Origin of the sequence: Flavobacterium sp., from assembly GCF_032153895.1 — a bacterium.
In the GTDB taxonomy this organism is placed as follows: Bacteria; Bacteroidota; Bacteroidia; order Flavobacteriales; family Flavobacteriaceae; genus Flavobacterium.
The window spans coordinates 44,008-65,793 of sequence record NZ_JALDYN010000001.1; the positions used below are offsets into that span (position 1 = coordinate 44,008).

Sequence of the window (21,786 nt, forward strand, 5' to 3'; positions counted from 1 at the left end):
ATCAAATTTAAAAACATGACAAAACTTCATTAAATTTATTTTGGTGGTGTTTTTGATATACAACCAGAAAGTTCAATTGATGAAAGAAACCGATTTTAAATTTTCTCCGTCTGTAATTGCTTGGCCGATGCTCTTTGTGTTGGCTATTTGGGCAGTTTTTTGGCTTGAAATCCGTTTTAAGATGAGTTTCTACGATTATGGAATTTATCCGCGAACTTTGTCTGGCTTGAAAGGCGTTATGTTCAGTCCTTTTCTACACGGAAGTTTGGAGCATCTGTACAACAATACAATTCCACTTTTTGCTTTGGTGATGGCGTTGCGGTATTTTTATCGGGAACAAAGTTTTCAGGTTTTGGTTTTTGGAGTTTTACTTTCCGGATTCGGGACTTGGCTGATTGGGAGGGAAAGCATGCATATTGGTGCCAGCGGCTTGATTTATGTGTTGGTGAGTTTTATTTTTTTCAAAGGAATTCAGTCTGGCTACTACCGATTAGTAGCACTTTCCTTAACCATTGTGGTGCTATATGGAGGAATGGTTTGGTATTTATTTCCTAGTGCGGAAGAAAATATTTCGTGGGAAGGCCATTTGGCGGGATTCATCACAGGGTTTTTATTGTCTTTTTTTATTAAAACACAAGATTATCAAAAACCGATTAAGTACGATTGGGAGAGCCCTGATTTCGACCCAAAACAGGATCCGTTTATGAAGCATTTTGATGAACAAGGAAATTTTGTACCAACTTCTAAACCTGATTTGTCGGAACAGCAATATTCCTATTTTATTTCGAATCTTCCGGTGATATATTTTTTGAAAGACGACAAAGAAGCAAATCAAAACCTGTCTAGCCCCGATAGTATGAAAAGCTCCGAAACGCAGTGAAGGACTTGTAAGGATAGCGGGAATTACAATAACAAAAAAGCCTGAAACTTTCGCTTCAGACTTTTTCTTTTATTTTTAGAAATTAGCTACGCTGTCTAACCGTTTCATATAAAAAAGCCCCACAAGCCACCGAAACATTCAAGGAAGAAATGGTTCCAAACATGGGTAGTTTTGCTTTTTCGTCTACAATCTTAAGAACTGATGGATTTACACCTCGGTCCTCACTTCCCATAATAATAGCAACAGGTTCGTTAAGCTCAATGTCGTAAATGTGTTGCTCAGTTTTTTCAGTAGCAGCTACAGTTTTTACGCCCGAACCTTGCAAATAAAAAATAGCATCTTTGATGTGGTCTACTTTACAGATAGGAACATTGAAAACGGCACCGGCAGATGTTTTAACCGTGTCGCCATTTACTGGTGCTGAACCCTGCTTTTGAATGATGATTCCGTCAACACCGGTACATTCTGCGGTACGAATAATGGCGCCAAAGTTTCTGGCATCAGACAATTGGTCTAAAATTAAGAATAAAGGCTTTTTGCCGCTTTCGATAACACTTTCCACCAAAGTTTCAAGCGTCACAAACGAAATAGGGGCAATGCTGGCCACAGCACCTTGATGGTTGTTATGGGTTAATCGGTTTAGTTTTTCAACGGGAACATAACTGAAATTGATGTTGTTTTTTTTCATCGTTTTCATCAGTTCCTGCATTAAGTCGCCTTGGGCATCTTTCTGAATGAAAACTTTGTCAATTTCTTTTCCGGCATGAATCGCTTCGATAATGGCACGGATTCCAAATATTTGGTGTTCTTTTTCCATGAGACAAAGGTAAAAAAAAACCACCGCTAGCGGTGGTTTTTATAAAAAAGGATTTTTACTTTTTGTGTTTCTTTTTCAAAACAGCTTTATTCGCCATATTTTGAGCAACTCTTCCTTGGAATACAGTTGTTCCACCTGGTTCGTTGATTGTAAAAATATGTCCGTTTTTAATAATCTCAAAAGTGATTAGTGCATTTCCATTTCCATCAGATAATCCTCCATCAGCCATTGGAAAATAAGAAGAGGCATCAAAAGTTTCCGATAAAGTAATTCCAGGTTTGCTGAAGATTACATTTGCAGGAATATTTATTGGTTGTGCATAACCGTTAGTTGTCCATAAACTGGCATCTAATAAATATGTGCCGTCTGGAGCTGAAGTTGGAATTGTGATTTGTTCTGGACAATCATTGTAGCTAACCATGATCAAATCTCCATTTGGATCGTATAATTCCAAATCCATGTCTAAATCACAAAAATCAGTTGGAGTACCGCCGTCGTCAAATGTTCCAGACCAGTTTAAATCGATAATCAAATCACTAGAGTCTTCAATTGTTATAGTAACAATTTGATCTACCATAGCCTCACCTTTACCAGCACTATAAAATCTTAATTTTAAAGTTTCGTTACCTTCAACAGTATTATCAGCAATTACTGGTAATGATAAAGTATGATTTGTGGTTAAGGATGGAATAGCATAATAATACCCATTTCCTCCAAAAAAGCCACCACCAGCATCTTCCATGGTAATAAGATCGCCAAGTTCGAAATCAACTTCTGCTTCTGCAGTTGTTTCTTCTAAAACCTCAATTCTTACTTCTGAATCACTTTTAATTGGGTAACTTAAGATAAAATCTAAATTAATGTTATCCCCTTCTTTTACAACAATATCATTGCTGTCAAATGTAATGGTTGGTTTCCCTTTTCTTTCCAGGGATTCGTCTTCTTGGCAAGAATAATAGGATAACGATAATCCTACGATAGCCAAAAGTGCAATGAATTTATTTTTCATAACTATCTTCTTAAGTTATTAGTTTAAAGTATAAGTTGATGTAGGTACAGGAGCTACAACTGGAGGATCTGAAGGACTTGTACCATTGTGGATAACCAAATTGGTAAATGTTATTGTATTAGCACCTGAGTCAAATACAATATCATCCGCAGTGATTAAATAGGTTCCATCCAAATCAGAACTAACAATTGATAAATTCCCACAAGTGTCATTAAAAACAAAGTAAATTAACTGACCACCTAGTGTATAAACTGGAAAAACTGTTTCAAAAGTATTTGGTGCAATTTCATCAATGTCAGCATTACCCCCAGTTGATCCAGGAAGGTTTGAATTTGCATAATTTCCAGGAATTATTTCAGAGTTACAGCCTACAAATTCAATAGTAATGGATTTTTTATTATTTGCTGGTACAACTGAACCTGTTGGAACAATATTTAATTTAACAAAAGTTGGATTTGTTGGATTTAAACTTCCGGTATTTACCGCGATTTTAAAAGAACCTAAATCATGGTTGGCATCGATTGTGAAATTTTTGCCATTAGGAAAAGAAAATTCCTGTCCTTCTGTTGCAGTACTGCTTGGGTCGATTTCAAAAGTTGCTGTTGTTGTAGAAGTTGAGAAGCCTAAACCTCCTCCGATGATTTCTACAAATACATCATTTTCGACTGATCCAAGATCTTCAAAATAACTGAAATTGACAGCTGTTTTGTTAAAACCAACAACCATCGGTGTCTCTTTTAAATTTTCAGATTCAACTTCATCATCAACCAAACACGATGTAGTGATTGCGCCTAAGAATAGAGTTGCGATTATAATTTTAATATTTTTCATGGTTTGTCTTAATTAGTTATACCAAAATACTTTACTTGTAAATGCATCTCCGGCAGTTTGGTTAGGAACATTGTTTGAATTTCCTGAATATTCAGACTGCGGATATAATAATCGAACAGGTCTGCTTGTTTGAGATGTAATTGTTGGTAGAGGAATGTTCGCAGGGTATCCCGTTCTTGTGTACTCAATCCAACCTTCTATTCCGTTGATGCTATTTAATGCTATCCATTTTTGAGTGATGATTGCTTGGATTTTGTCTGTTGAACCAGTCCATCCTAAACCATCAAGGAAATCAGAATTAGCAATATAATTTGTAGCCGTTGCTCCATCTAAACCAAGTGTTATGAAAGATGCTTCAACTCCCTGATTGAATAAACCTTGTGCACTTCCCGGTAAATAACCTCTTTGTACTGCTTCAGCTTGAAGGAAATAACTCTCCGCACTTAACATTAAATATAAATCTTGATCCGAACCTTTAATGATTCCAGGGCCTAAGTAAGACGGTCTTCCGGTTGTAGCTCCTTGTACAACACCGGCAATTTCTGTTCCAGATCTAGGTTGGTATATTCTAAATCTTCGCTCATCAGGTGTGGTATTAGGAAGGATACCTCTTAAGAAATCTGAAACATATTTGGATGGACCAACCAATCTTCTTGATGAATCTGCATCTGATCCAAGTGCATTGAATCCATATGCTTCATAAAAAGGATTTTGTTTACCTTCAGAATTGATGTAACCTGGGTTAACAGTAACGTCACTTGATACAAATTGAGCACCGTCATTCACTAACTCTGTAAATTTGTCATTAACATAAGTCTGAATTGCAGCATCTGTTTGAGCAATAACCGACTGACGGATTAGTAGTCTTAACTTCAAAGTGTTTGCAACTTTTACCCACTCATCCATATTACCGTTTAAAATAACATCTGCACTTGCAGCTGATTTAACAGTGGTTACATCAGTGTTTTGGATTAACGCTATTGCTTCGTCTAGTGAATCGTATAAAGCCGGGTAAATTTCGGTTTTTGCGTTATCATATTCTGGAAACAATATGTTTCTGTCGTGATTTTGAGAATAAGGAATGTCTCCATATAAGTCAACCAAATATTGAAAATAAAAAGATTTTAATATTTTAGAAATGGCTTTGTGGTAATCCCAGTTTCCCTCTCCATTATATTTTTCAATGTGTGAAAAATTATGTGTTCTAACCATTAGATTAGACCAAATTCCCGTATAAAAGGTACTGGTTAGATCATATTGGAATTCTGTCCTAAATGGGCTTGAAAAATCTGTTGCATTTCCTGACCAGTTTGTTGTGAATAAGTTTCCAAGCTGGTTCATTGTTCCGTTCAATGTGCTTGCAGTAGTGGTTTGGGCACCGGCAAGCATTGCATCTGGTGTTAAATCTTCAACTCCAGGATTGTCTAAATCTTTATTAACATCAACGTAGTCGTCACATGAAACGACTGCGCCAAAAGCTAATGCTAAGATGAAGACTTTGCTATATTGTCTAATTATTTTTTTCATAAAAACTAAAAATTAAAATGCTAAATTGATACTGAATGCATAAAATCTAGTAGGTGGTGTGAAACTGTAACCAGCTAATCCACTACCAGTTTCTGGATCATTGTAGCCTCTGTTTTCTTTAGGTAAAACAGTTAAAAGGTTTCTTCCGCTTACTCCAATATTAAGACGGTTAAGCTTTAATTTTGAAATAAATGCAGTTGGTAAGTCATAAGTTAAAGAAACTTCACGTAGTTTGAAAGCGGTGGCATCCAAAACGAAATTTTCATCAAAGAAACCGTAGTTGTCTGTTACATAACTTTGGTATCCAGCATAAGATCCGCTTCCACCAGATAATACAGAGGTATTCGTTGTACCCGAACCTTGAACTGTTGAGTTTGGCATTACGAATGGCTCTCTACCATTTTGTGCAGATTCGATAGTTCTTCCTTGGCTGTTCAACTGATCAGCAACTCCAGAATAGAATACGTGTCCTGTTCTGTAATCAGCAACAGCACTAAGCTTGAAGTTTTTGTATTTAAAGCTTGTTGAGAAATTTAAAATATAATCAGGAGTTGTTTTTCCAAGAATTTGCAATTGAGAACTTCTGATTGGATTTCCGTTTGCATCAAGAACGATTCTTCCTTCATCATCCCTAGTGTAAGCAGTTCCTCTGATTAAAGGAAATTCTTCTCCTTCAACTGCATAGATACCTGGTGCTCCAGATCCAACAATATTAGAATCATCAGTTACTTTGTCTACAACCGTTTTGTAAGTTGAAAATGAAATTGTGTTGTTCCATTCAATATCATTGGTTTTAACAGGAGTAAATCCTAAATCAACTTCAAATGCTTTTGAACTTGTTTTACCAACGTTGATTAATGTTGAAGTAAAACCTGTTGCATTAGAACTTGTAGTATTCAATAACTGATTTGTGTTTTCTGTGAAGGTAGCAGAAGCGTCTAAAGTAATTCTTCTGTTTAAAAATTCAAGATTAAGGTTGAATTCTTTTGAGGTAACAAACTCATTTTCAATATTCGGGTCAACATTCGTTGTCTCAAGTAAGAATGAGTTTGAAGCAGTAAGGAAGTAAGGGTAACCTGGAGCTTGATTTGCAACAAAGTTAACGCTGCCTGCAGATAACGCAGATGCATTACCAACTTTCACAATACTTGCTGAGATTTTAGCTTTGTTTAATATTTTTCCTTTTAACCCTTCAAAAGCATTTGTTGGAATGAAAGAGATACCGGCAGATGGATAGAAGAAGTTGTTTTTGTTTTTTGGTAAAACGGAGTTCCAATCATTTCTTCCGGTTAAGTTTAAGAATAAATAGTTTTTATATCCTAAATCAAAGTTGGCAAAAACAGCAGCAGTTCTTTGACGGAATCTATCTTCGTTGGCATCAATTACGTTTGAAATATTAGATAAATCATAAAAAAGCGGCAATGTTAAATCGGAACCACCAGCTGATAATCCATGAGATTTGCTGTCAGTAATGTTTAAACCAATATTGGATTTAAATGAAAGATTTTCTGTTAAATCATAATTGAAGTTAGCCATTAAGTCAGTGTATAATACGGTAGACTCAGTGATTGATCTATTGTATGATGAGCGGATTGATCGATTAGTTCCGGTGTATTCATATAAATCGATGAAACTATTTAAATAAGCACTTGAATTTAATGCGGTTGATCTAACGGAACTTCTTAAAATAAAATCAATATTGTCATTTAAGAAATACTGACCTTCTCCCATAAGTTCAGAGATTGTTGTGTGTGAATTCGCTCTTGCGTTTTTCAAAACCCAATATGGGCTATTATCGTAAAGAGTCCAGTGGTCGTTGTTGTCTCCTGAGCTAAACATTTCTACAGGTACGTTTCCTGGGGTATTTGATAAAGTCTGATAAAGCGCTCCATTTGCTCTGTCAGATTTGTCTTTGGTGTATCTGGCAATACCGCTCAATCTGAATTTGCCTATTTTTTTACCAGCAGCAAAATTGATGTAGTTTTTTACTCGGGTATCTTCTGGGATAAGACCTTCAAAGTCTTGTCTGTTGAAGTTTAATGTAGCATAACCTGACTCTTCACTTCCACTTGATAATGAAATACTGTTTTGGTAAGTGATACCGGTATTAAAGAAAGGTTTGATGTTGTCTTCAATATGTTCGTATTTAAACAATCTCCAGTCGCCGCTGTTAGGGTAAGGAATACCTACAATTTGCATTGAACCATCATATTCAGGTCCCCATGAACCTTGATCAGTCCAGTCTAAATCTCCTTGCCATCCCTGACCATATCGGTCTTGTGTTTCCGGTAAATATGCTATTTCTTCGAATGTTACAGATGAAACAATGTCTACGTTTAATTTGTCAGTTTTGTTTCCTTTTTTCGTTGTAACTATAATTACACCATTTGATCCTCTTTCTCCGTACAAAGCAGCTCCGTTGGCTCCTTTGATAACGTTCATGGATTCAATTGAATTTGGATCAATAGAAGCCAAAACACCAGCGCTAGATATAATGTTGTCAATTACAACCAACGCTTCATTGTTTCCAGAAATTGATTTAGGACCTCTTAAAATAATACTTGTATTTGGTGTTAAACCTGTTGAAGTAGTGTTGATTTGTAATCCAGATACTTTACCTGCTAAACTCTGAATGGCATTTGGGTTGTTTGCCTGAGTTAATTCAGCGGTTTTAATAACCTGATTAGCGGTAGTCAATTCGTCTGGCTTTCTTTTAATACCAACGGCTGTAACAACCAAATCTTCTAATTCACTTACTTCTTCTTCTAAAGTAAGGTTTAAAGTTTGTCCAGATACAATCATTTCTTTAGTCTTAAGCCCAATTGAGCTGAATACTAAGGTTGCACCTTTGTTCGCCTGAATAGAGTAATTACCATCTAAATCGGTTTGGGTTCCGTTAGTAGTCCCTTTTACAACAACCGATACGCCTGGTAAGCCAAGCCCTCCTTGATCAGAAACCTTTCCGGACACGGTGCCGGTTTGTGATAAGGCAATTTGTCCAATTAGCAGGACTAGCAAGCTAAGCCATGCGTTGAATTTAAATTTCATATTTAATGTTTTGAGTTAGTAACTGCAAATATTATAAAAAAATGACAGAATATTCAATGATATCTCAAAAATTACTTAAAAAGAATGTGAAATTTAACATGTATGATGGAATTCGATAATTTTATGGCTTGCTTGCCAGTACTTCCATTGGCATAAATTAAATTGAACAAACCGTTTTTTGTCAGCAAGCCAAATCCAAAACCGAGGCCTAATAAGTTCTCTTTAATATCAGAGGTTTTGTCTTGGAAATAGCCGTAATCGGTAATGGTATGAACGTACATTCCTGAGGTAAGTGCATAACGGTATTCTGCCATAATGCCGGAAAACAAATTGGCTTGTAAACTGTTTTCTACAAAACCGCGAATGGAGTTGATGCCGCCAAATCGGTACAATTCATTAATGATATAATCATTACTTTGAAGATAAAAACTTTGATTTTTGAGACTGATGCTGTTTTTAGGATTCAGATAGAAATTGTGATGTGCGTCGAGTTGTATGAAAGATTGCTCTGTTGATTGTACATTGGTTTTCCGATTTCCGATTCCGAGTTTCAGATTTAAACTGGTTTGTTCTCTGAAAATGAAATCATCAGGGTTGAAGTTGACGTATTCATAGGAAGTCGTCCAAAAAGCATTCGAAAAATCACTAATTGCTAAAGTGTTTGAACTTTGAATATCGACAGATTCAGCCGATTGGTAACCTAAGTATACTTTGGAATTGTAATTGAAGTAATAGCCTAAATTCAAATCCGTTGTGGTATTTTGAAAAGTACTGTCTTGTTTGAAAATCTTCAAATTGGCCTTGATTCCTAATGGTGTTTTGAAAATATAGGGAAGTTCTGTCCCGATGTTGAATGTGGTTTGTTTGTTCCCGTCGCTTTTCCAATACAAATTGAGCTTTTCGCCTGTGTTTAAAGCATTGTTCAAAAGCAAATCGAGATAACCATTAAATCGAATTCCTGAATTTTCCTCATTGGCAAAACCGATGAAACCGTCAAAACGATTGGCTTTCGATTTCTCTAAGTAAACATACACTTTTGTGCTGTCTTTGGTGAATAGAATCTCTGGGTATTTTAACTGATTGACAAAGGGCAGGGTTTTGAACTTGTCGTTTATTTCTTTTAAGGTTTCCTGATTGAATGGTTTCTTGCGGTATTGTTTGGAAATGTTTTTTCGGATGCCTTCCGGGAATTTTTCATAACCGACAATAACAATGTCGTTTAGATTTCGTTGTTTTTCGGTTTTGATTTTGAAATCTGCTAGTAGGTGATTGTTTTCTTTTCGATGATTAACGAGTTGGAGCTCGCTTAAAGAATAGCCTTTCTGTTCCAATTTGGCTAAGTTGGTATTCATGAAGTTTTCTACTTCGGAGGTTTGCAGTTTAATTGTGTCGGAAGGGAAGTTGAGCAGTGCTTTTTCTTCTTCGGAAATCTTACCTATATATATATGTATGCGATTCGTTTTTCTTCCGACCATAAATTGAAACAGAAAAGTAGAGTCATTTTCTTTTTTCGAACTTAAAAGTTGCTGTTCCAAATAGCCTTTCTGTAAAAGTGTTGCAGCGATATTTTGGGTTTCATCCAAAATCGATTTGGTGTTCTCGTGCAGTTTTTTGTAACCGATGCTGTCGATGGTTTTGGTTTCTTCCGACGAATTCCCTTCAATTTTCAAATGCAGTTGTTGTGCTTTTGAGGTAAAGCAACAGATAAAGAGGGAAAGAAAAAGGAATAGTTTTTTCAAGCGGAAAAATCTTTTGGTAAAAATAACGCAAAAAACGGTTTGTGATTATGTGATTTTTAAGGAAAGTGAAATTGTGTTGAAAATTAAATAATTAGGGTTTGTTTTGTAAAAATTAATTCCTACATTTGCAGCCCCGAAAAGTGTCGGGAAATAATAACGTTAGTAATTTTATTAAACATTATGCCAACAATTCAACAATTAGTAAGAACAGGGAGAGCCCAAGTAACTAAGAAGAGTAAATCGGCTGCTTTAGATTCTTGTCCTCAAAGAAGAGGGGTTTGTACGCGTGTTTACACTACTACACCAAAAAAACCAAACTCTGCAATGCGTAAAGTTGCGCGTGTACGTTTGACAAATGGTAATGAAGTGAATGCTTACATTCCTGGAGAAGGACACAATCTACAAGAGCACTCGATAGTATTAGTTAGAGGCGGAAGGGTAAAAGATTTACCAGGTGTTAGATACCACATCGTACGTGGTGCTTTGGATACTGCCGGAGTTAACGGTAGAACTCAAAGAAGATCTAAATATGGTGCTAAGAGACCTAAAGACGCTAAAAAGTAATTTTTAACTTTTAAGAAAAAGACATGAGAAAAAGACAGGCCAAAAAAAGACCTCTTTTACCAGATCCGAAATTTAACGATCAGTTAGTAACGCGTTTTGTGAACAACTTAATGTGGGATGGTAAAAAATCGACTGCTTTTGCAGTATTCTACGATGCGTTAGATATCGTTGAAGCTAAAAAGCAAGATGCTGAAAAATCAGCTTTAGAAATCTGGAAAGATGCCTTAACAAATGTTATGCCTCACGTAGAAGTTCGTTCTCGTCGTGTGGGAGGTGCTACGTTCCAAATTCCAATGCAAATTCGTCCAGATAGAAAAATTTCTTATTCTATGAAATGGATGATCTTGTATGCAAGAAGAAGAAATGAAAAATCGATGGCGGCAAAACTTGCTTCTGAAATTTTAGCTGCTGCTAAAGAAGAAGGAGCTGCAGTTAAGAAAAGAATGGATACTCACAAAATGGCAGATGCTAATAAAGCATTCTCTCACTTTAGATTTTAATTCATAAGAAATGGCTAGAGATTTAAAATTCACAAGAAACATAGGTATTGCTGCTCACATTGATGCTGGTAAAACAACAACAACGGAGCGTATCTTATTTTATACTGGAAAATCACACAAAATTGGTGAGGTACACGATGGTGCTGCAACCATGGACTGGATGGCGCAAGAGCAGGAAAGAGGTATTACCATTACTTCTGCAGCGACAACTTGTGAGTGGAGTTTTCCAACGGAGCAAGGTAAATTGGTAGCGGATTCAAAACCTTACCATTTTAATATTATTGATACTCCAGGACACGTTGACTTTACCGTAGAGGTAAACCGTTCGTTACGTGTATTGGATGGTTTAGTTTTCTTATTTTCTGCTGTTGACGGTGTTGAGCCGCAATCAGAAACTAACTGGAGACTTGCGGATCAGTACCGTGTTCCTCGTATGGGATTCGTAAACAAAATGGACCGTCAAGGGTCTAATTTCTTAAACGTTTGTCAGCAGGTTAGAGATATGTTAAAATCTAACGCTGTGGCTATTACTTTGCCAATCGGTGAAGAAAACGATTTTAAAGGAGTTGTAGATTTAGTAAAAAATCAAGCGATTGTATGGCATGATGCTACTCAGGGGGCAACTTTTGATATCGTAGACATTCCTGCTGATATGGTAGCTGAGGTTAAAGAATACAGATCAATCTTAATTGAAGCGGTTGCTGAGTATGATGAAAATCTACTTGACAAATATATGGAAGATGAGAACTCAATTACTGAGGACGAAATCAACGCTGCATTAAGAGCTGCTACTATCGACATGGCGATCATCCCAATGATTGCTGGTTCTTCTTTCAAAAACAAAGGAGTTCAGTTCATGTTAGATGCAGTTTGTAAATACTTACCATCTCCTTTGGATAAAGAAGGTATCGAAGGTATTCACCCTGATGATGCTGATTTGTTAGAAGAAGATCAAACTAAAATCTTACGTCGTCCAGATGTAAAAGAGCCTTTCGCGGCTTTAGCATTTAAAATTGCTACTGACCCTTATGTTGGTCGTTTAGCGTTCTTCCGTGCTTATTCTGGTCGTTTAGATGCGGGTTCTTATATCTTGAACACACGTTCAGGAAACAAAGAGCGTATTTCTCGTATCTACCAAATGCACGCTAACAAGCAAAATCCAATCGAATACATTGAGGCTGGAGATATTGGAGCGGCAGTAGGATTTAAAGATATCAAGACTGGAGATACAATGTGTGATGAAAAACATCCAATTATTCTTGAGTCTATGAAATTCCCTGATCCGGTAATTGGTATCGCGATTGAGCCTAAAACAAAAGCTGACGTAGATAAAATGGGTATGGCTTTAGCGAAATTAGCTGAAGAAGATCCAACGTTTACAGTTAGAACGGATGAGGCTTCAGGTCAAACTATCATCTCTGGTATGGGTGAGCTTCACTTAGATATCTTGGTAGATCGTATGAAACGTGAATTCAAAGTTGAGGTTAACCAAGGTGAGCCGCAAGTTGAGTACAAAGAGGCGTTTACGAAATCTGCACAACACAGAGAGGTGTACAAGAAACAGTCTGGAGGTCGTGGTAAATTCGGGGATATCGTTTTCCGTTTGGAGCCGGCTGAGGCAGTTGATGGTAAACCAGCTGTAGGATTGCAGTTTGTTAACGAGGTAAAAGGAGGTAACGTTCCTAAAGAATATATTCCTGCTGTTGAGAAAGGTTTCCGCGAAGCTATGAAAACAGGTCCTTTGGCTGGATATGTTGTAGATAGTTTGAAAGTTACTTTATTGGATGGTTCTTACCACGCGGTGGATTCGGATGCATTATCGTTCGAATTAGCAGCGAAAATGGGTTACAAAGAAGTTGCGAAAGCTGCTGGAGCTGTAATCTTAGAGCCAATCATGAAAATCGAAGTTATTACTCCGGAAGAAAACATGGGTGATATTGTAGGTGACTTGAACCGTCGTAGAGGACAAGTTAATGACATGGGTGACAGAAATGGTGCTAAAACCATTAAAGCAAACGTGCCGCTTTCTGAAATGTTTGGTTATGTAACTACATTAAGAACATTGTCATCAGGTCGTGCAACTTCTACTATGGAATTCTCGCACTATGAGCAAACTCCATCTAATATTTCAGATGAAGTAATTAAAAAAGCAAAAGGTAACGCTTAATTTTTATCAAGATGAGTCAAAAAATCAGAATAAAATTAAAATCTTACGATCACATGTTGGTTGATAAATCAGCAGAAAAAATCGTAAAAACTGTAAAAAGTACAGGTGCTGTGGTAACTGGTCCTATTCCATTACCAACTCACAAAAAGATTTTCACTGTATTACGTTCTCCGCACGTAAACAAAAAATCAAGAGAGCAGTTTGAAGTGAGTTCATACAAAAGACTTTTAGATATCTACTCTTCCTCTTCAAAAACTATCGACGCTCTAATGAAATTAGAGTTGCCTAGTGGAGTTGAAGTAGAAATCAAAGTGTGATAAATCACGCATTTTAAAGTATTTAGGGATTATGTTTTGGTATTCAAAATATAATCCCTACTTTTGCACACTCAAAAAAATAAGAATTTTTATAATTTATTAATAAATAGTTTAATATGTCTGGGTTAATTGGAAGAAAAATCGGCATGACTAGCTTGTTCGACGAGAACGGGAAGAATATTCCTTGTACTGTAATCGAAGCGGGTCCATGTGTCGTTACCCAAGTCAGAACCAATGAGGTTGACGGGTATGAAGCGTTGCAACTTGGTTTCGATGACAAAACAGAAAAACATGCTACTAAAGCTGAGTTAGGTCACTTTAAAAAAGCAGGTACTGTTGCTAAAAAGAAAGTCGTTGAATTCCAGGAGTTTGAAAACGAGTATAAATTAGGTGATGTAATCACTGTTGATGTTTTCGCTGAAGGTGAATTCGTAGACGTGGTGGGTGTATCAAAAGGTAAAGGTTTCCAAGGGGTTGTAAAACGTCACGGTTTTGGTGGTGTTGGACAGGCTACTCATGGTCAGCACAACCGTTTGAGAGCGCCAGGTTCTGTTGGAGCATCATCTTATCCTTCAAGAGTATTCAAAGGGATGAGAATGGCCGGAAGAACAGGAGGAGAAAATGTAACAGTTCAAAACCTTAGAGTTTTAAAAGTTGTGGCTGATAAGAACTTGCTTGTTGTAAAAGGAGCGGTTCCAGGACACAAAAACTCTTACGTAATCATTCAGAAGTAATGGAAGTAAAAGTATTAGATATCAACGGAAAAGATACTGGCAGAAAAGTACAACTTGCTGACTCAGTATTCGCAATTGAGCCTAATAATCACGCTGTATACCTTGATGTTAAGCAATACTTAGCAAATCAAAGACAAGGAACGCACAAAGCTAAAGAAAGAGCTGAAGTTGCGGGAAGTACACGTAAGATTAAAAAACAAAAAGGTACTGGTACGGCTCGTGCAGGTAGTGTTAAATCTCCTGTGTTTGTAGGTGGAGGTAGAATTTTTGGTCCAAGACCAAGAAACTATTCTTTCAAATTGAACAAAACTTTGAAAAGATTAGCACGTAAATCGGCTTTCTCAATCAAAGCAAAAGAGTCAAGTATTTTAGTTTTAGAAGATTTTAATTTCGAAACACCAAACACTAAAAATTTCATTAACGTATTGAAAGCTTTAGGGTTAGAGAACAAAAAATCATTGTTCGTGTTGGGTGATTCAAATAAAAATGTATATTTGTCGTCGCGCAATTTGAAATCTTCTAGCGTTATAACTTCTTCAGAATTAAGCACTTATGCAATTTTGAACACAAACAGTTTAGTGCTTTTAGAAGGTTCGGTAGAAGGAATTGTAGAAAATTTAAGCAAATAATAGGCTATGAGTATCATAATTAAACCTATCATTACTGAAAAAATTACTAAAGAGGGGGAAACTTTCAACCGCTTTGGTTTTGTTGTTGACAAAAAAGCAAACAAAATTCAAATCAAAAATGCTGTTGAAGCAACTTTTGGTGTGAATGTAGTAGCGGTTAACACTATGAATTACAGAGCTGATAGATCGGTTAAATACACTAAGAGTGGTTTAATCAGTGGAAAGACTACTGCATACAAAAAAGCAGTTGTACAAGTACAAGAAGGAGAAACAATAGATTTTTATACTAATATCTAATAAGACATGTCAGTTAGAAAATTAAAACCTATTACCCCGGGTCAGCGTTTTAGAGTTGTGAATAGCTTTGACACTATTACAACTGATAAGCCGGAGCGTTCATTATTGGCTCCGAAAAAAAACTCTGGAGGTAGAAATAGTCAAGGAAAGATGACCATGCGCTACACAGGTGGTGGTCACAAACAAAAGTACCGTGTTGTTGATTTTAAAAGAACTAAAGCTGGAATTCCTGCTACAGTGAAAACAATCGAGTACGATCCAAACCGTTCGGCTTTCATTTCATTGATCGCTTATGCTGATGGAGCTAAAACTTACATCATCGCACAAAACGGTTTACAAGTAGGACAAACTGTAGTTTCTGGTCCTGAAGCGGCTCCAGAAATTGGTAACACATTGCCTTTAAGCAAAATTCCTCTAGGAACTGTTATTTCTTGTATCGAGTTAAGACCAGGGCAAGGAGCAGTAATCGCTCGTTCAGCTGGAACTTTCGCTCAGTTAATGGCAAGAGACGGAAAATATGCTACAATCAAAATGCCTTCAGGTGAAACAAGATTAATCTTGCTTACTTGTTCTGCAACCATTGGAGCAGTTTCTAACTCAGACCACCAGTTAGTTGTATCAGGTAAAGCTGGTAGATCTAGATGGTTAGGTAGAAGACCAAGAACTAGACCGGTAGCAATGAACCCTGTTGATCACCCAATGGGTGGTGGTGAAGGACGCTCTTCAGGAGGTCACCCACGTTCAAGAAAAGGTTTACCTGCTAAAGGTTATAGAACTCGTTCTAAAGTTAACCCGAGTAATAAGTATATCGTAGAACGTAGAAAGAAATAATAAGTAAGATATGGCACGTTCATTAAAAAAAGGACCTTTCGTACACTTTAAATTAGAGAAGAAAGTTCAGGAGAATATCGAAAAAGGTAACAAAGGAGTTGTTAAGACTTGGTCTCGCGCTTCTATGATTACTCCAGATTTCGTTGGACAGACTATCGCAGTACACAATGGTCGTCAATTTGTACCTGTTTACGTTACTGAAAACATGGTAGGTCATAAATTAGGAGAGTTTTCGCCAACAAGATCTTTTAGAGGTCATGCTGGAGCTAAAAATAAAGGTAAAAAATAATAAGAAGCTATGGGAGTTCGTAAAAGAGAAAGAGCCGAGCAGACTAAAGAAGCTAAGAAACAGGTTGCTGTTGCTAAGCTTAATAACTGCCCAACTTCACCTAGAAAAATGCGCTTAGTGGCAGATTTAGTAAGAGGTCAGAAGGTAGAAAAAGCTCTTAATATATTAAGATTTAGTTCAAAAGAAGCTTCTCGTAAGTTAGAGAAATTGTTGTTGTCAGCTATCAACAACTATCAGCAGAAAAATGCTGACGTTAACATCGAGGATGCAGGCTTATTTGTAAAAGAGATCCGTGTAGATGGCGGTATGATGTTGAAAAGACTTCGTCCGGCTCCGCAAGGTCGCGCACACAGAATCAGAAAACGTTCTAACCACGTAACAATCGTGTTAGGAGATATTAATAACACACAAAGCAATTAATAAGCAGTATGGGACAAAAGACAAATCCAATCGGAAATCGCCTTGGGATCATCAGAGGATGGGACTCAAACTGGTACGGTGGAAATGACTACGGTGATAAATTGGCAGAAGATGCTAAAATCCGTAAGTATATCCATGCTCGTTTATCTAAAGCTAGTGTTTCTAAAGTAATCATCGAGAGAACTTTGAAACTTGTAACCGTTACTATCACTACTGCTAGACCTGGTATCATTATCGGAAAAGGTGGCCAAGAGGTAGACAAGTTGAAAGAAGAGCTTAAGAAAATTACTGACAAAGAGGTTCAGATTAACATCTTTGAAATTAAAAGACCTGAGCTTGATGCGTATTTAGTAGCAACAAGTATTGCTCGTCAGATTGAAAGTCGTATTTCATATCGTCGTGCAATCAAGATGGCTATCGCTGCTGCTATGCGTATGAATGCTGAAGGAATCAAAGTTATGATTTCTGGTCGTTTGAACGGTGCTGAAATGGCACGTTCTGAAATGTTCAAAGAAGGACGTATTCCTCTATCGACTTTCAGAGCTGACATCGATTACTCACTTGGTGAAGCGCATACTGCTTATGGTAGAATGGGTATCAAAGTGTGGATCATGAAAGGTGAAGTTTACGGGAAAAGAGATCTTTCTCCGTTAGTAGGTATGGACAAAAAACAGTCTAAATCTACAGGATCATCTTCTCCAAAAGGAAATGGTAAACCAAACGCTCGTAAAAGAAAGTAATTTTTAAACTAAAGAAAAATGTTACAGCCTAAAAGAACAAAATACCGTAAGGTACAGAAAGGTAAGATGAAGGGCGTATCTCAAAGAGGTCACGAGCTTTCTAACGGAATGTTTGGTATCAAATCTTTAGATTATTCATTCATCACTTCTCGTCAAATCGAAGCTGCGCGTATCGCTGCAACTCGTTACATGAAACGTGAAGGACAATTGTGGATTAAAATTTTCCCAGATAAACCGATTACCAAAAAACCTCTTGAAGTACGTATGGGTAAAGGTAAAGGTGCAGTTGAATACTGGGCTGCAGTTGTAAAACCAGGAAGAATTATGTTTGAGGTTGGTGGAGTGCCAATCGCAGTAGCTAAAGAGGCGTTACGTCTTGCAGCACAGAAACTTCCAGTAAAAACTAAGTTTATCGTTGCTAGAGATTTCGAAGCATAATAAAAAGACATTATGAAACAATCTGAAATTAAAAATCTGTCTGCAGCTGAGTTACAAGGACAACTTAGTCAGTTAAAGAAGACTTATACCGACCTAAAAAATGCTCACGCAATTTCTCCAATTGAGAATCCTTTACAGTTAAGAACTGTGAGAAGATCAATCGCAAGAGTTGCTACTGAGTTAAGCAAAAGAGAGTTACAATAATTGTATTCTGCTGAAAGATGGAAAAAAGAAATTTAAGAAAAGAGAGAATTGGTGTTGTTACTAGCAACAAAATGGAAAAATCTATTGTTGTTTCTGAAACAAGAAGAGTAAAACACCCATTATACGGTAAGTTCGTGTTGAAAACGAAAAAATACGTTGCGCACGACGAAACAAACGATTGCAACATCGGGGATACGGTAAAGATCATGGAAACACGTCCTTTATCGAAATCAAAATGTTGGAGATTAGTTGAAATCATTGAAAGAGCTAAGTAATTATGGTACAACAGGAATCGAGATTAAAAGTAGCAGATAACACGGGTGCAAAAGAAGTTTTGACTATTCGTGTTTTAGGAGGAACGAAACGTCGTTATGCCTCTGTTGGAGATAAAATTGTAGTAGCGATTAAAGATGCAACTCCAAACGGAAACGTGAAAAAAGGAGCAGTATCTACAGCTGTTGTGGTTCGTACTAAAAAAGAAGTGAGAAGAGCTGATGGATCTTACATCCGTTTCGACGATAACGCATGTGTATTGTTGAACGCTGCAGGTGAAATGAGAGGAACTCGTGTTTTTGGTCCGGTAGCCAGAGAGCTTCGTGAAAAACAATTCATGAAAATTGTATCATTAGCACCAGAAGTGCTTTAATTCTTTACATGATGACAAAGCTAAAAATTAAATCAGGAGACGTTGTAAAAGTTATCGCAGGTGACCATAAAGGTGCTGAAGGTAAAGTTTTACGTGTACTTCGCGAGTCAAATAAAGCGGTAGTTGAAGGAGTTAACATGGTGTCTAAACACACTAAGCCAAGTGCTAAAAACCCTCAAGGTGGTATCGTGAAAAAAGAAGCTCCAATTCATATTTCAAACATCGCTTTAATCGATCCTAAAACTAAGTCTGCGACTAGAGTAGGGATTAAAGTAGAAGGAGATAAGAAAGTGAGAATTTCTAAAAAATCTAATCAAGTATTATAGTCATGACTTATATACCTAGACTTAAAGAAGAATATAAGAGCAGAGTAATTGCTGCTCTTACTCAAGAGTACGGTTATGCAAACGTAATGATGGTTCCTAAATTGGAAAAAATCGTTATCAGCCGTGGTGTTGGGGCAGCTGTATCTGACAAGAAATTGGTAGATCACGCTGTTGAAGAGTTAACAAAAATTACAGGTCAGAAAGCGATTGCTACTATCTCTAAAAAAGACGTTGCGTCTTTCAAATTGAGAAAAGGGATGCCAATCGGAGCTAAAGTTACTTTACGCGGAGAGAGAATGTATGAGTTCTTGGATCGTTTGATCACTTCTGCGTTACCACGAGTACGTGACTTCGGTGGAATCAAAGCTACAGGTTTTGACGGAAGAGGAAACTACAACTTAGGTGTACTTGAGCAAATCATTTTCCCTGAAATTGATATTGACAAAGTAAACAAGATTGCAGGTTTCGATATTACTTTTGTAACTTCTGCAAAAACTGACAAAGAAGCAAAATCATTATTGGCTGAATTAGGTTTACCTTTTAAAAAGAATTAAGACATGGCTAAAGAATCAATGAAAGCCCGCGAGGTGAAAAGACAAGCGTTGGTAGAAAAGTATGCTGAAAAAAGAAAAGCTTTATTAGAAGCTGGAGATTATGAAGGTCTACAAAAATTGCCAAAAAATGCTTCTCCGGTACGTTTACACAACCGTTGTAAATTAACAGGAAGACCAAGAGGGTATATGCGTCAGTTCGGTATTTCACGTGTTACTTTCCGTGAGATGGCCAATAACGGCTTAATTCCAGGAGTAAAGAAAGCAAGCTGGTAATAAAAAGTTTGTTTATTTTAGCAGATAGTTGTACATTTGCCGGATTTTCGCCGGTAACGTACAGTTATCTGCTTTAAAAATAGAGTTTAATGGCTTCAGGTTCAGGGAGATAGTCTTTTTGAAAACCGTTGCCGCAATTTAATAAATATGTATACAGACCCAATTGCAGATTTCTTGACAAGGGTTAGAAATGCGGTTCGTGCTAACCACAAAGTGGTTGAGATTCCTGCATCTAACATGAAAAAAGAAATCACTAAGATTTTATTCGATCAAGGATATATCTTAAGTTACAAATTCGACGACAGTACTGTACAAGGTACTATCAAAATCGCTCTTAAGTATGATAAAGATACTAAAGAGTCTGTGATTAAAGATATCCAAAGAATCAGTAAACCAGGTTTACGTAAGTACGCAGGTGCTGCCAAATTGCCAAGAATCTTGAACGGATTAGGTATTGCTATTGTTTCAACTTCTAAAGGTCTTATGACTGGAAAACAAGCGAAACAATTGAATGTTGGTGGAGAGGTAATTTGTTACGTATACTAATTAAAAATACTTAGACAATGTCAAGAATAGGTAAAAGTCCGATTGCAATTCCAGCTGGTGTAACCGTAGAGGTTAAGGATGCTGTAATTACAGTAAAAGGAAAATTAGGTGAGCTTTCTCAAGAGTTTTCAGATGTATCTGTAAAAGTAGAGGAAGGACAAGTAATCGTGGAAAGATCTTCTGATCATAAAAATGATCGTTCGAAACACGGTTTATACAGAGCTTTGATCAACAATATGATTGTTGGTGTATCCGAAGGTTTCACTAAAGAATTAGAATTAGTGGGAGTAGGTTATAGAGCGGCTAACCAAGGACAAAAATTGGATGTTGCTTTAGGTTTTTCTCATAACATAGTTCTTGAGGTGGTTCCTGAGGTGAAAGTAGAAACTGTATCTGAAAAAGGTAAAAACCCTATCATTAAATTAACTTCTCATGACAAGCAATTGTTAGGACAAGTAGCTGCGAAAATTAGAGGTTTCCGTAAGCCAGAGCCTTACAAAGGAAAAGGAGTTAAATTCGTAGGGGAAGAGTTAAGAAGAAAAGCAGGTAAATCAGCTTAAAAATTAAGACTATGTCATTAACAAAATCTGAAAGAAGACAAAGAATCAAGTTCAGAATCAGAAAGATTGTAAGCGGAACTGCTTCAAATCCTAGACTTTCTGTTTTCAGAAGTAATAAAGAAATCTATGCGCAAATCATAGATGACGTGAACGGTGTGACACTAGCTGCTGCTTCCTCAAGAGAAGCCGGAGCAAAAGGAACAAAAATTGAAGTTGCTGCTGCAGTAGGTAAGCTAATTGCTGACAAAGCGCAGAAAGCAGGAATCAGTACTGTTTCTTTTGACAGAGGTGGTTATTTATATCACGGAAGAGTTAAATCATTAGCAGACGGTGCCAGAGAAGCTGGACTTAAATTCTAAGAACTATGTATCATAACTATAAAAACGTAGAACTAGTTAAACCTAGTGGTCTTGAATTGAAAGACCGTTTGGTAAGTGTTAACCGTGTAACTAAAGTTACTAAAGGAGGTAGAGCATTTGGTTTCTCTGCAATCGTAGTAGTTGGAGATGAGCACGGTGTGGTAGGTCACGGTTTAGGAAAATCTAAAGACGTTTCGGAAGCTATTGCTAAAGCAGTAGAAGATGCGAAAAAGAATTTAGTGCGTATTCCTTTATCAGGACATTCAGTACCTCACGAGCAAAAAGGAAAATTTGGTGGAGCAAGAGTATTATTGATGCCTGCTTCTCACGGTACAGGAGTTATTGCCGGTGGTGCAGTACGTGCGGTGTTGGAGTCAGTAGGTGTTCACGATGTATTGTCGAAATCTCAAGGTTCATCGAACCCTCACAATGTTGTTAAAGCTACTTTCGATGCTTTATTGCAAATGAGAAGTGCTTATACTGTTGCTAAACAGAGAGGTATTTCTTTAGAAAAAGTATTCAAAGGTTAATTCAAGGAAAT

General features: G+C 37.0%; 29 protein-coding genes. 23 read left to right on the forward strand and 6 right to left on the reverse strand.

Annotated elements, in window-relative coordinates:
* Nucleotides 1-79 precede the first annotated feature (79 nt).
* Complete coding sequence (locus RUH60_RS00210) at nt 80-880, forward strand: rhomboid family intramembrane serine protease (protein ID WP_313803603.1); 801 nt, start codon at nt 80-82, stop codon at nt 878-880.
* 82 nt (nt 881-962) lie between these two features.
* Here the strand turns inward: RUH60_RS00210 and rlmB are convergent, their stop codons facing one another.
* The 6 genes from rlmB to RUH60_RS00240 form a co-directional block, all read right to left on the reverse strand.
* Nucleotides 963-1,697, reverse strand: a complete 735-nt coding sequence (rlmB, locus tag RUH60_RS00215; RefSeq protein ID WP_313803606.1) for a 23S rRNA (guanosine(2251)-2'-O)-methyltransferase RlmB — start codon at nt 1,695-1,697, stop codon at nt 963-965.
* A gap of 55 nt (nt 1,698-1,752) precedes the next feature.
* Nucleotides 1,753-2,706: a hypothetical protein gene (locus tag RUH60_RS00220; RefSeq protein ID WP_313803609.1), complete on the reverse strand. Its 954-nt coding sequence runs from the start codon at nt 2,704-2,706 to the stop codon at nt 1,753-1,755.
* An 18-nt stretch (nt 2,707-2,724) separates the two neighbouring features.
* Nucleotides 2,725-3,537 (reverse strand): hypothetical protein, encoded by an 813-nt coding sequence (locus RUH60_RS00225; protein WP_313803612.1) that lies wholly within the window; start codon nt 3,535-3,537, stop codon nt 2,725-2,727.
* Between the two features lie 12 nt (nt 3,538-3,549).
* Complete coding sequence (locus RUH60_RS00230) at nt 3,550-5,064, reverse strand: SusD/RagB family nutrient-binding outer membrane lipoprotein (RefSeq protein ID WP_313803615.1); 1,515 nt, start codon at nt 5,062-5,064, stop codon at nt 3,550-3,552.
* Nucleotides 5,065-5,076: 12 nt separating this feature from the next.
* On the reverse strand, nt 5,077-8,112 hold the full coding sequence (locus RUH60_RS00235; protein WP_313803618.1) for a SusC/RagA family TonB-linked outer membrane protein: 3,036 nt from the start codon (nt 8,110-8,112) through the stop codon (nt 5,077-5,079).
* Between the two features lie 71 nt (nt 8,113-8,183).
* Nucleotides 8,184-9,851, reverse strand: coding sequence for a hypothetical protein (locus tag RUH60_RS00240; RefSeq protein ID WP_313803621.1), 1,668 nt, complete (start codon nt 9,849-9,851; stop codon nt 8,184-8,186).
* Nucleotides 9,852-10,031: 180 nt separating this feature from the next.
* On the opposite strand from RUH60_RS00240, the gene rpsL reads away from it, so the two are divergent.
* The 22 genes from rpsL (at nt 10,032) to rpsE (ending at nt 21,775) form a co-directional block, all read left to right on the forward strand.
* A complete protein-coding gene (gene rpsL / locus RUH60_RS00245) occupies nt 10,032-10,415 on the forward strand; it encodes a 30S ribosomal protein S12 (protein ID WP_026981392.1) in 384 nt (127 codons plus the stop codon).
* Between the two features lie 23 nt (nt 10,416-10,438).
* The gene (gene rpsG / locus RUH60_RS00250) at nt 10,439-10,915 is read left to right on the forward strand and encodes a 30S ribosomal protein S7 (RefSeq protein ID WP_313803629.1); all 477 of its coding nucleotides are present in this window, start codon (nt 10,439-10,441) and stop codon (nt 10,913-10,915) included.
* 10 nt (nt 10,916-10,925) lie between these two features.
* Nucleotides 10,926-13,082 carry an elongation factor G gene (gene fusA, locus RUH60_RS00255; RefSeq protein WP_313803632.1) on the forward strand — a complete coding sequence of 719 codons (2,157 nt, stop codon included), beginning with the start codon at nt 10,926-10,928 and terminating at the stop codon, nt 13,080-13,082.
* Between the two features lie 11 nt (nt 13,083-13,093).
* Nucleotides 13,094-13,399 carry a 30S ribosomal protein S10 gene (gene rpsJ / locus RUH60_RS00260; RefSeq protein ID WP_023579610.1) on the forward strand — a complete coding sequence of 102 codons (306 nt, stop codon included), beginning with the start codon at nt 13,094-13,096 and terminating at the stop codon, nt 13,397-13,399.
* A gap of 116 nt (nt 13,400-13,515) precedes the next feature.
* On the forward strand, nt 13,516-14,133 hold the full coding sequence (rplC, locus tag RUH60_RS00265) for a 50S ribosomal protein L3 (RefSeq protein ID WP_313803637.1): 618 nt from the start codon (nt 13,516-13,518) through the stop codon (nt 14,131-14,133).
* Nucleotides 14,133-14,762 (forward strand): 50S ribosomal protein L4, encoded by a 630-nt coding sequence (rplD, locus tag RUH60_RS00270; protein WP_313803640.1) that lies wholly within the window; start codon nt 14,133-14,135, stop codon nt 14,760-14,762. Before rplC ends, rplD begins: the two co-directional genes overlap by 1 nt.
* A gap of 6 nt (nt 14,763-14,768) precedes the next feature.
* Nucleotides 14,769-15,059: a 50S ribosomal protein L23 gene (gene rplW / locus RUH60_RS00275; RefSeq protein ID WP_313803643.1), complete on the forward strand. Its 291-nt coding sequence runs from the start codon at nt 14,769-14,771 to the stop codon at nt 15,057-15,059.
* A gap of 6 nt (nt 15,060-15,065) precedes the next feature.
* Nucleotides 15,066-15,890, forward strand: a complete 825-nt coding sequence (rplB, locus tag RUH60_RS00280) for a 50S ribosomal protein L2 (RefSeq protein WP_313803646.1) — start codon at nt 15,066-15,068, stop codon at nt 15,888-15,890.
* A gap of 10 nt (nt 15,891-15,900) precedes the next feature.
* Nucleotides 15,901-16,179 carry a 30S ribosomal protein S19 gene (gene rpsS, locus RUH60_RS00285; protein WP_023570340.1) on the forward strand — a complete coding sequence of 93 codons (279 nt, stop codon included), beginning with the start codon at nt 15,901-15,903 and terminating at the stop codon, nt 16,177-16,179.
* Nucleotides 16,180-16,188: 9 nt separating this feature from the next.
* The gene (gene rplV, locus RUH60_RS00290; protein WP_313803653.1) at nt 16,189-16,599 is read left to right on the forward strand and encodes a 50S ribosomal protein L22; all 411 of its coding nucleotides are present in this window, start codon (nt 16,189-16,191) and stop codon (nt 16,597-16,599) included.
* Between the two features lie 8 nt (nt 16,600-16,607).
* On the forward strand, nt 16,608-17,339 hold the full coding sequence (rpsC, locus tag RUH60_RS00295; protein WP_313803656.1) for a 30S ribosomal protein S3: 732 nt from the start codon (nt 16,608-16,610) through the stop codon (nt 17,337-17,339).
* Nucleotides 17,340-17,357: 18 nt separating this feature from the next.
* Nucleotides 17,358-17,777, forward strand: coding sequence for a 50S ribosomal protein L16 (rplP, locus tag RUH60_RS00300; RefSeq protein WP_026981383.1), 420 nt, complete (start codon nt 17,358-17,360; stop codon nt 17,775-17,777).
* Between the two features lie 12 nt (nt 17,778-17,789).
* Nucleotides 17,790-17,981, forward strand: coding sequence for a 50S ribosomal protein L29 (rpmC, locus tag RUH60_RS00305; protein ID WP_313803659.1), 192 nt, complete (start codon nt 17,790-17,792; stop codon nt 17,979-17,981).
* 17 nt (nt 17,982-17,998) lie between these two features.
* Complete coding sequence (gene rpsQ / locus RUH60_RS00310) at nt 17,999-18,256, forward strand: 30S ribosomal protein S17 (protein WP_023570336.1); 258 nt, start codon at nt 17,999-18,001, stop codon at nt 18,254-18,256.
* A 2-nt stretch (nt 18,257-18,258) separates the two neighbouring features.
* Nucleotides 18,259-18,627 carry a 50S ribosomal protein L14 gene (gene rplN / locus RUH60_RS00315; RefSeq protein WP_014166275.1) on the forward strand — a complete coding sequence of 123 codons (369 nt, stop codon included), beginning with the start codon at nt 18,259-18,261 and terminating at the stop codon, nt 18,625-18,627.
* 11 nt (nt 18,628-18,638) lie between these two features.
* Nucleotides 18,639-18,953, forward strand: a complete 315-nt coding sequence (gene rplX / locus RUH60_RS00320) for a 50S ribosomal protein L24 (RefSeq protein WP_313804202.1) — start codon at nt 18,639-18,641, stop codon at nt 18,951-18,953.
* Nucleotides 18,954-18,955: 2 nt separating this feature from the next.
* Nucleotides 18,956-19,507: a 50S ribosomal protein L5 gene (rplE, locus tag RUH60_RS00325; protein ID WP_313803675.1), complete on the forward strand. Its 552-nt coding sequence runs from the start codon at nt 18,956-18,958 to the stop codon at nt 19,505-19,507.
* A 3-nt stretch (nt 19,508-19,510) separates the two neighbouring features.
* Complete coding sequence (rpsN, locus tag RUH60_RS00330; protein WP_026981378.1) at nt 19,511-19,780, forward strand: 30S ribosomal protein S14; 270 nt, start codon at nt 19,511-19,513, stop codon at nt 19,778-19,780.
* 147 nt (nt 19,781-19,927) lie between these two features.
* Nucleotides 19,928-20,326 carry a 30S ribosomal protein S8 gene (gene rpsH, locus RUH60_RS00335; protein ID WP_313803680.1) on the forward strand — a complete coding sequence of 133 codons (399 nt, stop codon included), beginning with the start codon at nt 19,928-19,930 and terminating at the stop codon, nt 20,324-20,326.
* Between the two features lie 17 nt (nt 20,327-20,343).
* Nucleotides 20,344-20,886 (forward strand): 50S ribosomal protein L6, encoded by a 543-nt coding sequence (rplF, locus tag RUH60_RS00340; RefSeq protein ID WP_313803683.1) that lies wholly within the window; start codon nt 20,344-20,346, stop codon nt 20,884-20,886.
* A gap of 11 nt (nt 20,887-20,897) precedes the next feature.
* Nucleotides 20,898-21,245, forward strand: coding sequence for a 50S ribosomal protein L18 (gene rplR / locus RUH60_RS00345; protein WP_313803686.1), 348 nt, complete (start codon nt 20,898-20,900; stop codon nt 21,243-21,245).
* Between the two features lie 5 nt (nt 21,246-21,250).
* Nucleotides 21,251-21,775, forward strand: coding sequence for a 30S ribosomal protein S5 (gene rpsE / locus RUH60_RS00350; protein ID WP_313803689.1), 525 nt, complete (start codon nt 21,251-21,253; stop codon nt 21,773-21,775).
* Nucleotides 21,776-21,786 lie beyond the last annotated feature (11 nt).

Bases quoted from the DNA above. Each gene is read 5' to 3' on its own strand.
- rpsC (WP_313803656.1), top strand. From the start codon at position 16,608: ATGGGACAAAAGACAAATCCAATCGGAAATCGCCTTGGGATCATCAGA.
- rplN (WP_014166275.1), top strand. From the start codon at position 18,259: ATGGTACAACAGGAATCGAGATTAAAAGTAGCAGATAACACGGGTGCA.
- rplB (WP_313803646.1), top strand. From the start codon at position 15,066: ATGTCAGTTAGAAAATTAAAACCTATTACCCCGGGTCAGCGTTTTAGA.
- rpsJ (WP_023579610.1), top strand. From the start codon at position 13,094: ATGAGTCAAAAAATCAGAATAAAATTAAAATCTTACGATCACATGTTG.
- rplC (WP_313803637.1), top strand. From the start codon at position 13,516: ATGTCTGGGTTAATTGGAAGAAAAATCGGCATGACTAGCTTGTTCGAC.
- rplV (WP_313803653.1), top strand. From the start codon at position 16,189: ATGGGAGTTCGTAAAAGAGAAAGAGCCGAGCAGACTAAAGAAGCTAAG.
- rlmB (WP_313803606.1), bottom strand. From the start codon at position 1,697: ATGGAAAAAGAACACCAAATATTTGGAATCCGTGCCATTATCGAAGCG.
- rpmC (WP_313803659.1), top strand. From the start codon at position 17,790: ATGAAACAATCTGAAATTAAAAATCTGTCTGCAGCTGAGTTACAAGGA.
- rplE (WP_313803675.1), top strand. From the start codon at position 18,956: ATGACTTATATACCTAGACTTAAAGAAGAATATAAGAGCAGAGTAATT.
- rpsN (WP_026981378.1), top strand. From the start codon at position 19,511: ATGGCTAAAGAATCAATGAAAGCCCGCGAGGTGAAAAGACAAGCGTTG.
- RUH60_RS00230 (WP_313803615.1), bottom strand. From the start codon at position 5,064: ATGAAAAAAATAATTAGACAATATAGCAAAGTCTTCATCTTAGCATTA.
- rplD (WP_313803640.1), top strand. From the start codon at position 14,133: ATGGAAGTAAAAGTATTAGATATCAACGGAAAAGATACTGGCAGAAAA.
- RUH60_RS00235 (WP_313803618.1), bottom strand. From the start codon at position 8,112: ATGAAATTTAAATTCAACGCATGGCTTAGCTTGCTAGTCCTGCTAATT.
- RUH60_RS00225 (WP_313803612.1), bottom strand. From the start codon at position 3,537: ATGAAAAATATTAAAATTATAATCGCAACTCTATTCTTAGGCGCAATC.
- rplP (WP_026981383.1), top strand. From the start codon at position 17,358: ATGTTACAGCCTAAAAGAACAAAATACCGTAAGGTACAGAAAGGTAAG.
- rpsL (WP_026981392.1), top strand. From the start codon at position 10,032: ATGCCAACAATTCAACAATTAGTAAGAACAGGGAGAGCCCAAGTAACT.
- rpsE (WP_313803689.1), top strand. From the start codon at position 21,251: ATGTATCATAACTATAAAAACGTAGAACTAGTTAAACCTAGTGGTCTT.
- rplX (WP_313804202.1), top strand. From the start codon at position 18,639: ATGACAAAGCTAAAAATTAAATCAGGAGACGTTGTAAAAGTTATCGCA.
- rplW (WP_313803643.1), top strand. From the start codon at position 14,769: ATGAGTATCATAATTAAACCTATCATTACTGAAAAAATTACTAAAGAG.
- rpsG (WP_313803629.1), top strand. From the start codon at position 10,439: ATGAGAAAAAGACAGGCCAAAAAAAGACCTCTTTTACCAGATCCGAAA.
- RUH60_RS00220 (WP_313803609.1), bottom strand. From the start codon at position 2,706: ATGAAAAATAAATTCATTGCACTTTTGGCTATCGTAGGATTATCGTTA.
- rplR (WP_313803686.1), top strand. From the start codon at position 20,898: ATGTCATTAACAAAATCTGAAAGAAGACAAAGAATCAAGTTCAGAATC.
- rplF (WP_313803683.1), top strand. From the start codon at position 20,344: ATGTCAAGAATAGGTAAAAGTCCGATTGCAATTCCAGCTGGTGTAACC.
- RUH60_RS00210 (WP_313803603.1), top strand. From the start codon at position 80: ATGAAAGAAACCGATTTTAAATTTTCTCCGTCTGTAATTGCTTGGCCG.
- rpsH (WP_313803680.1), top strand. From the start codon at position 19,928: ATGTATACAGACCCAATTGCAGATTTCTTGACAAGGGTTAGAAATGCG.
- fusA (WP_313803632.1), top strand. From the start codon at position 10,926: ATGGCTAGAGATTTAAAATTCACAAGAAACATAGGTATTGCTGCTCAC.
- rpsS (WP_023570340.1), top strand. From the start codon at position 15,901: ATGGCACGTTCATTAAAAAAAGGACCTTTCGTACACTTTAAATTAGAG.
- rpsQ (WP_023570336.1), top strand. From the start codon at position 17,999: ATGGAAAAAAGAAATTTAAGAAAAGAGAGAATTGGTGTTGTTACTAGC.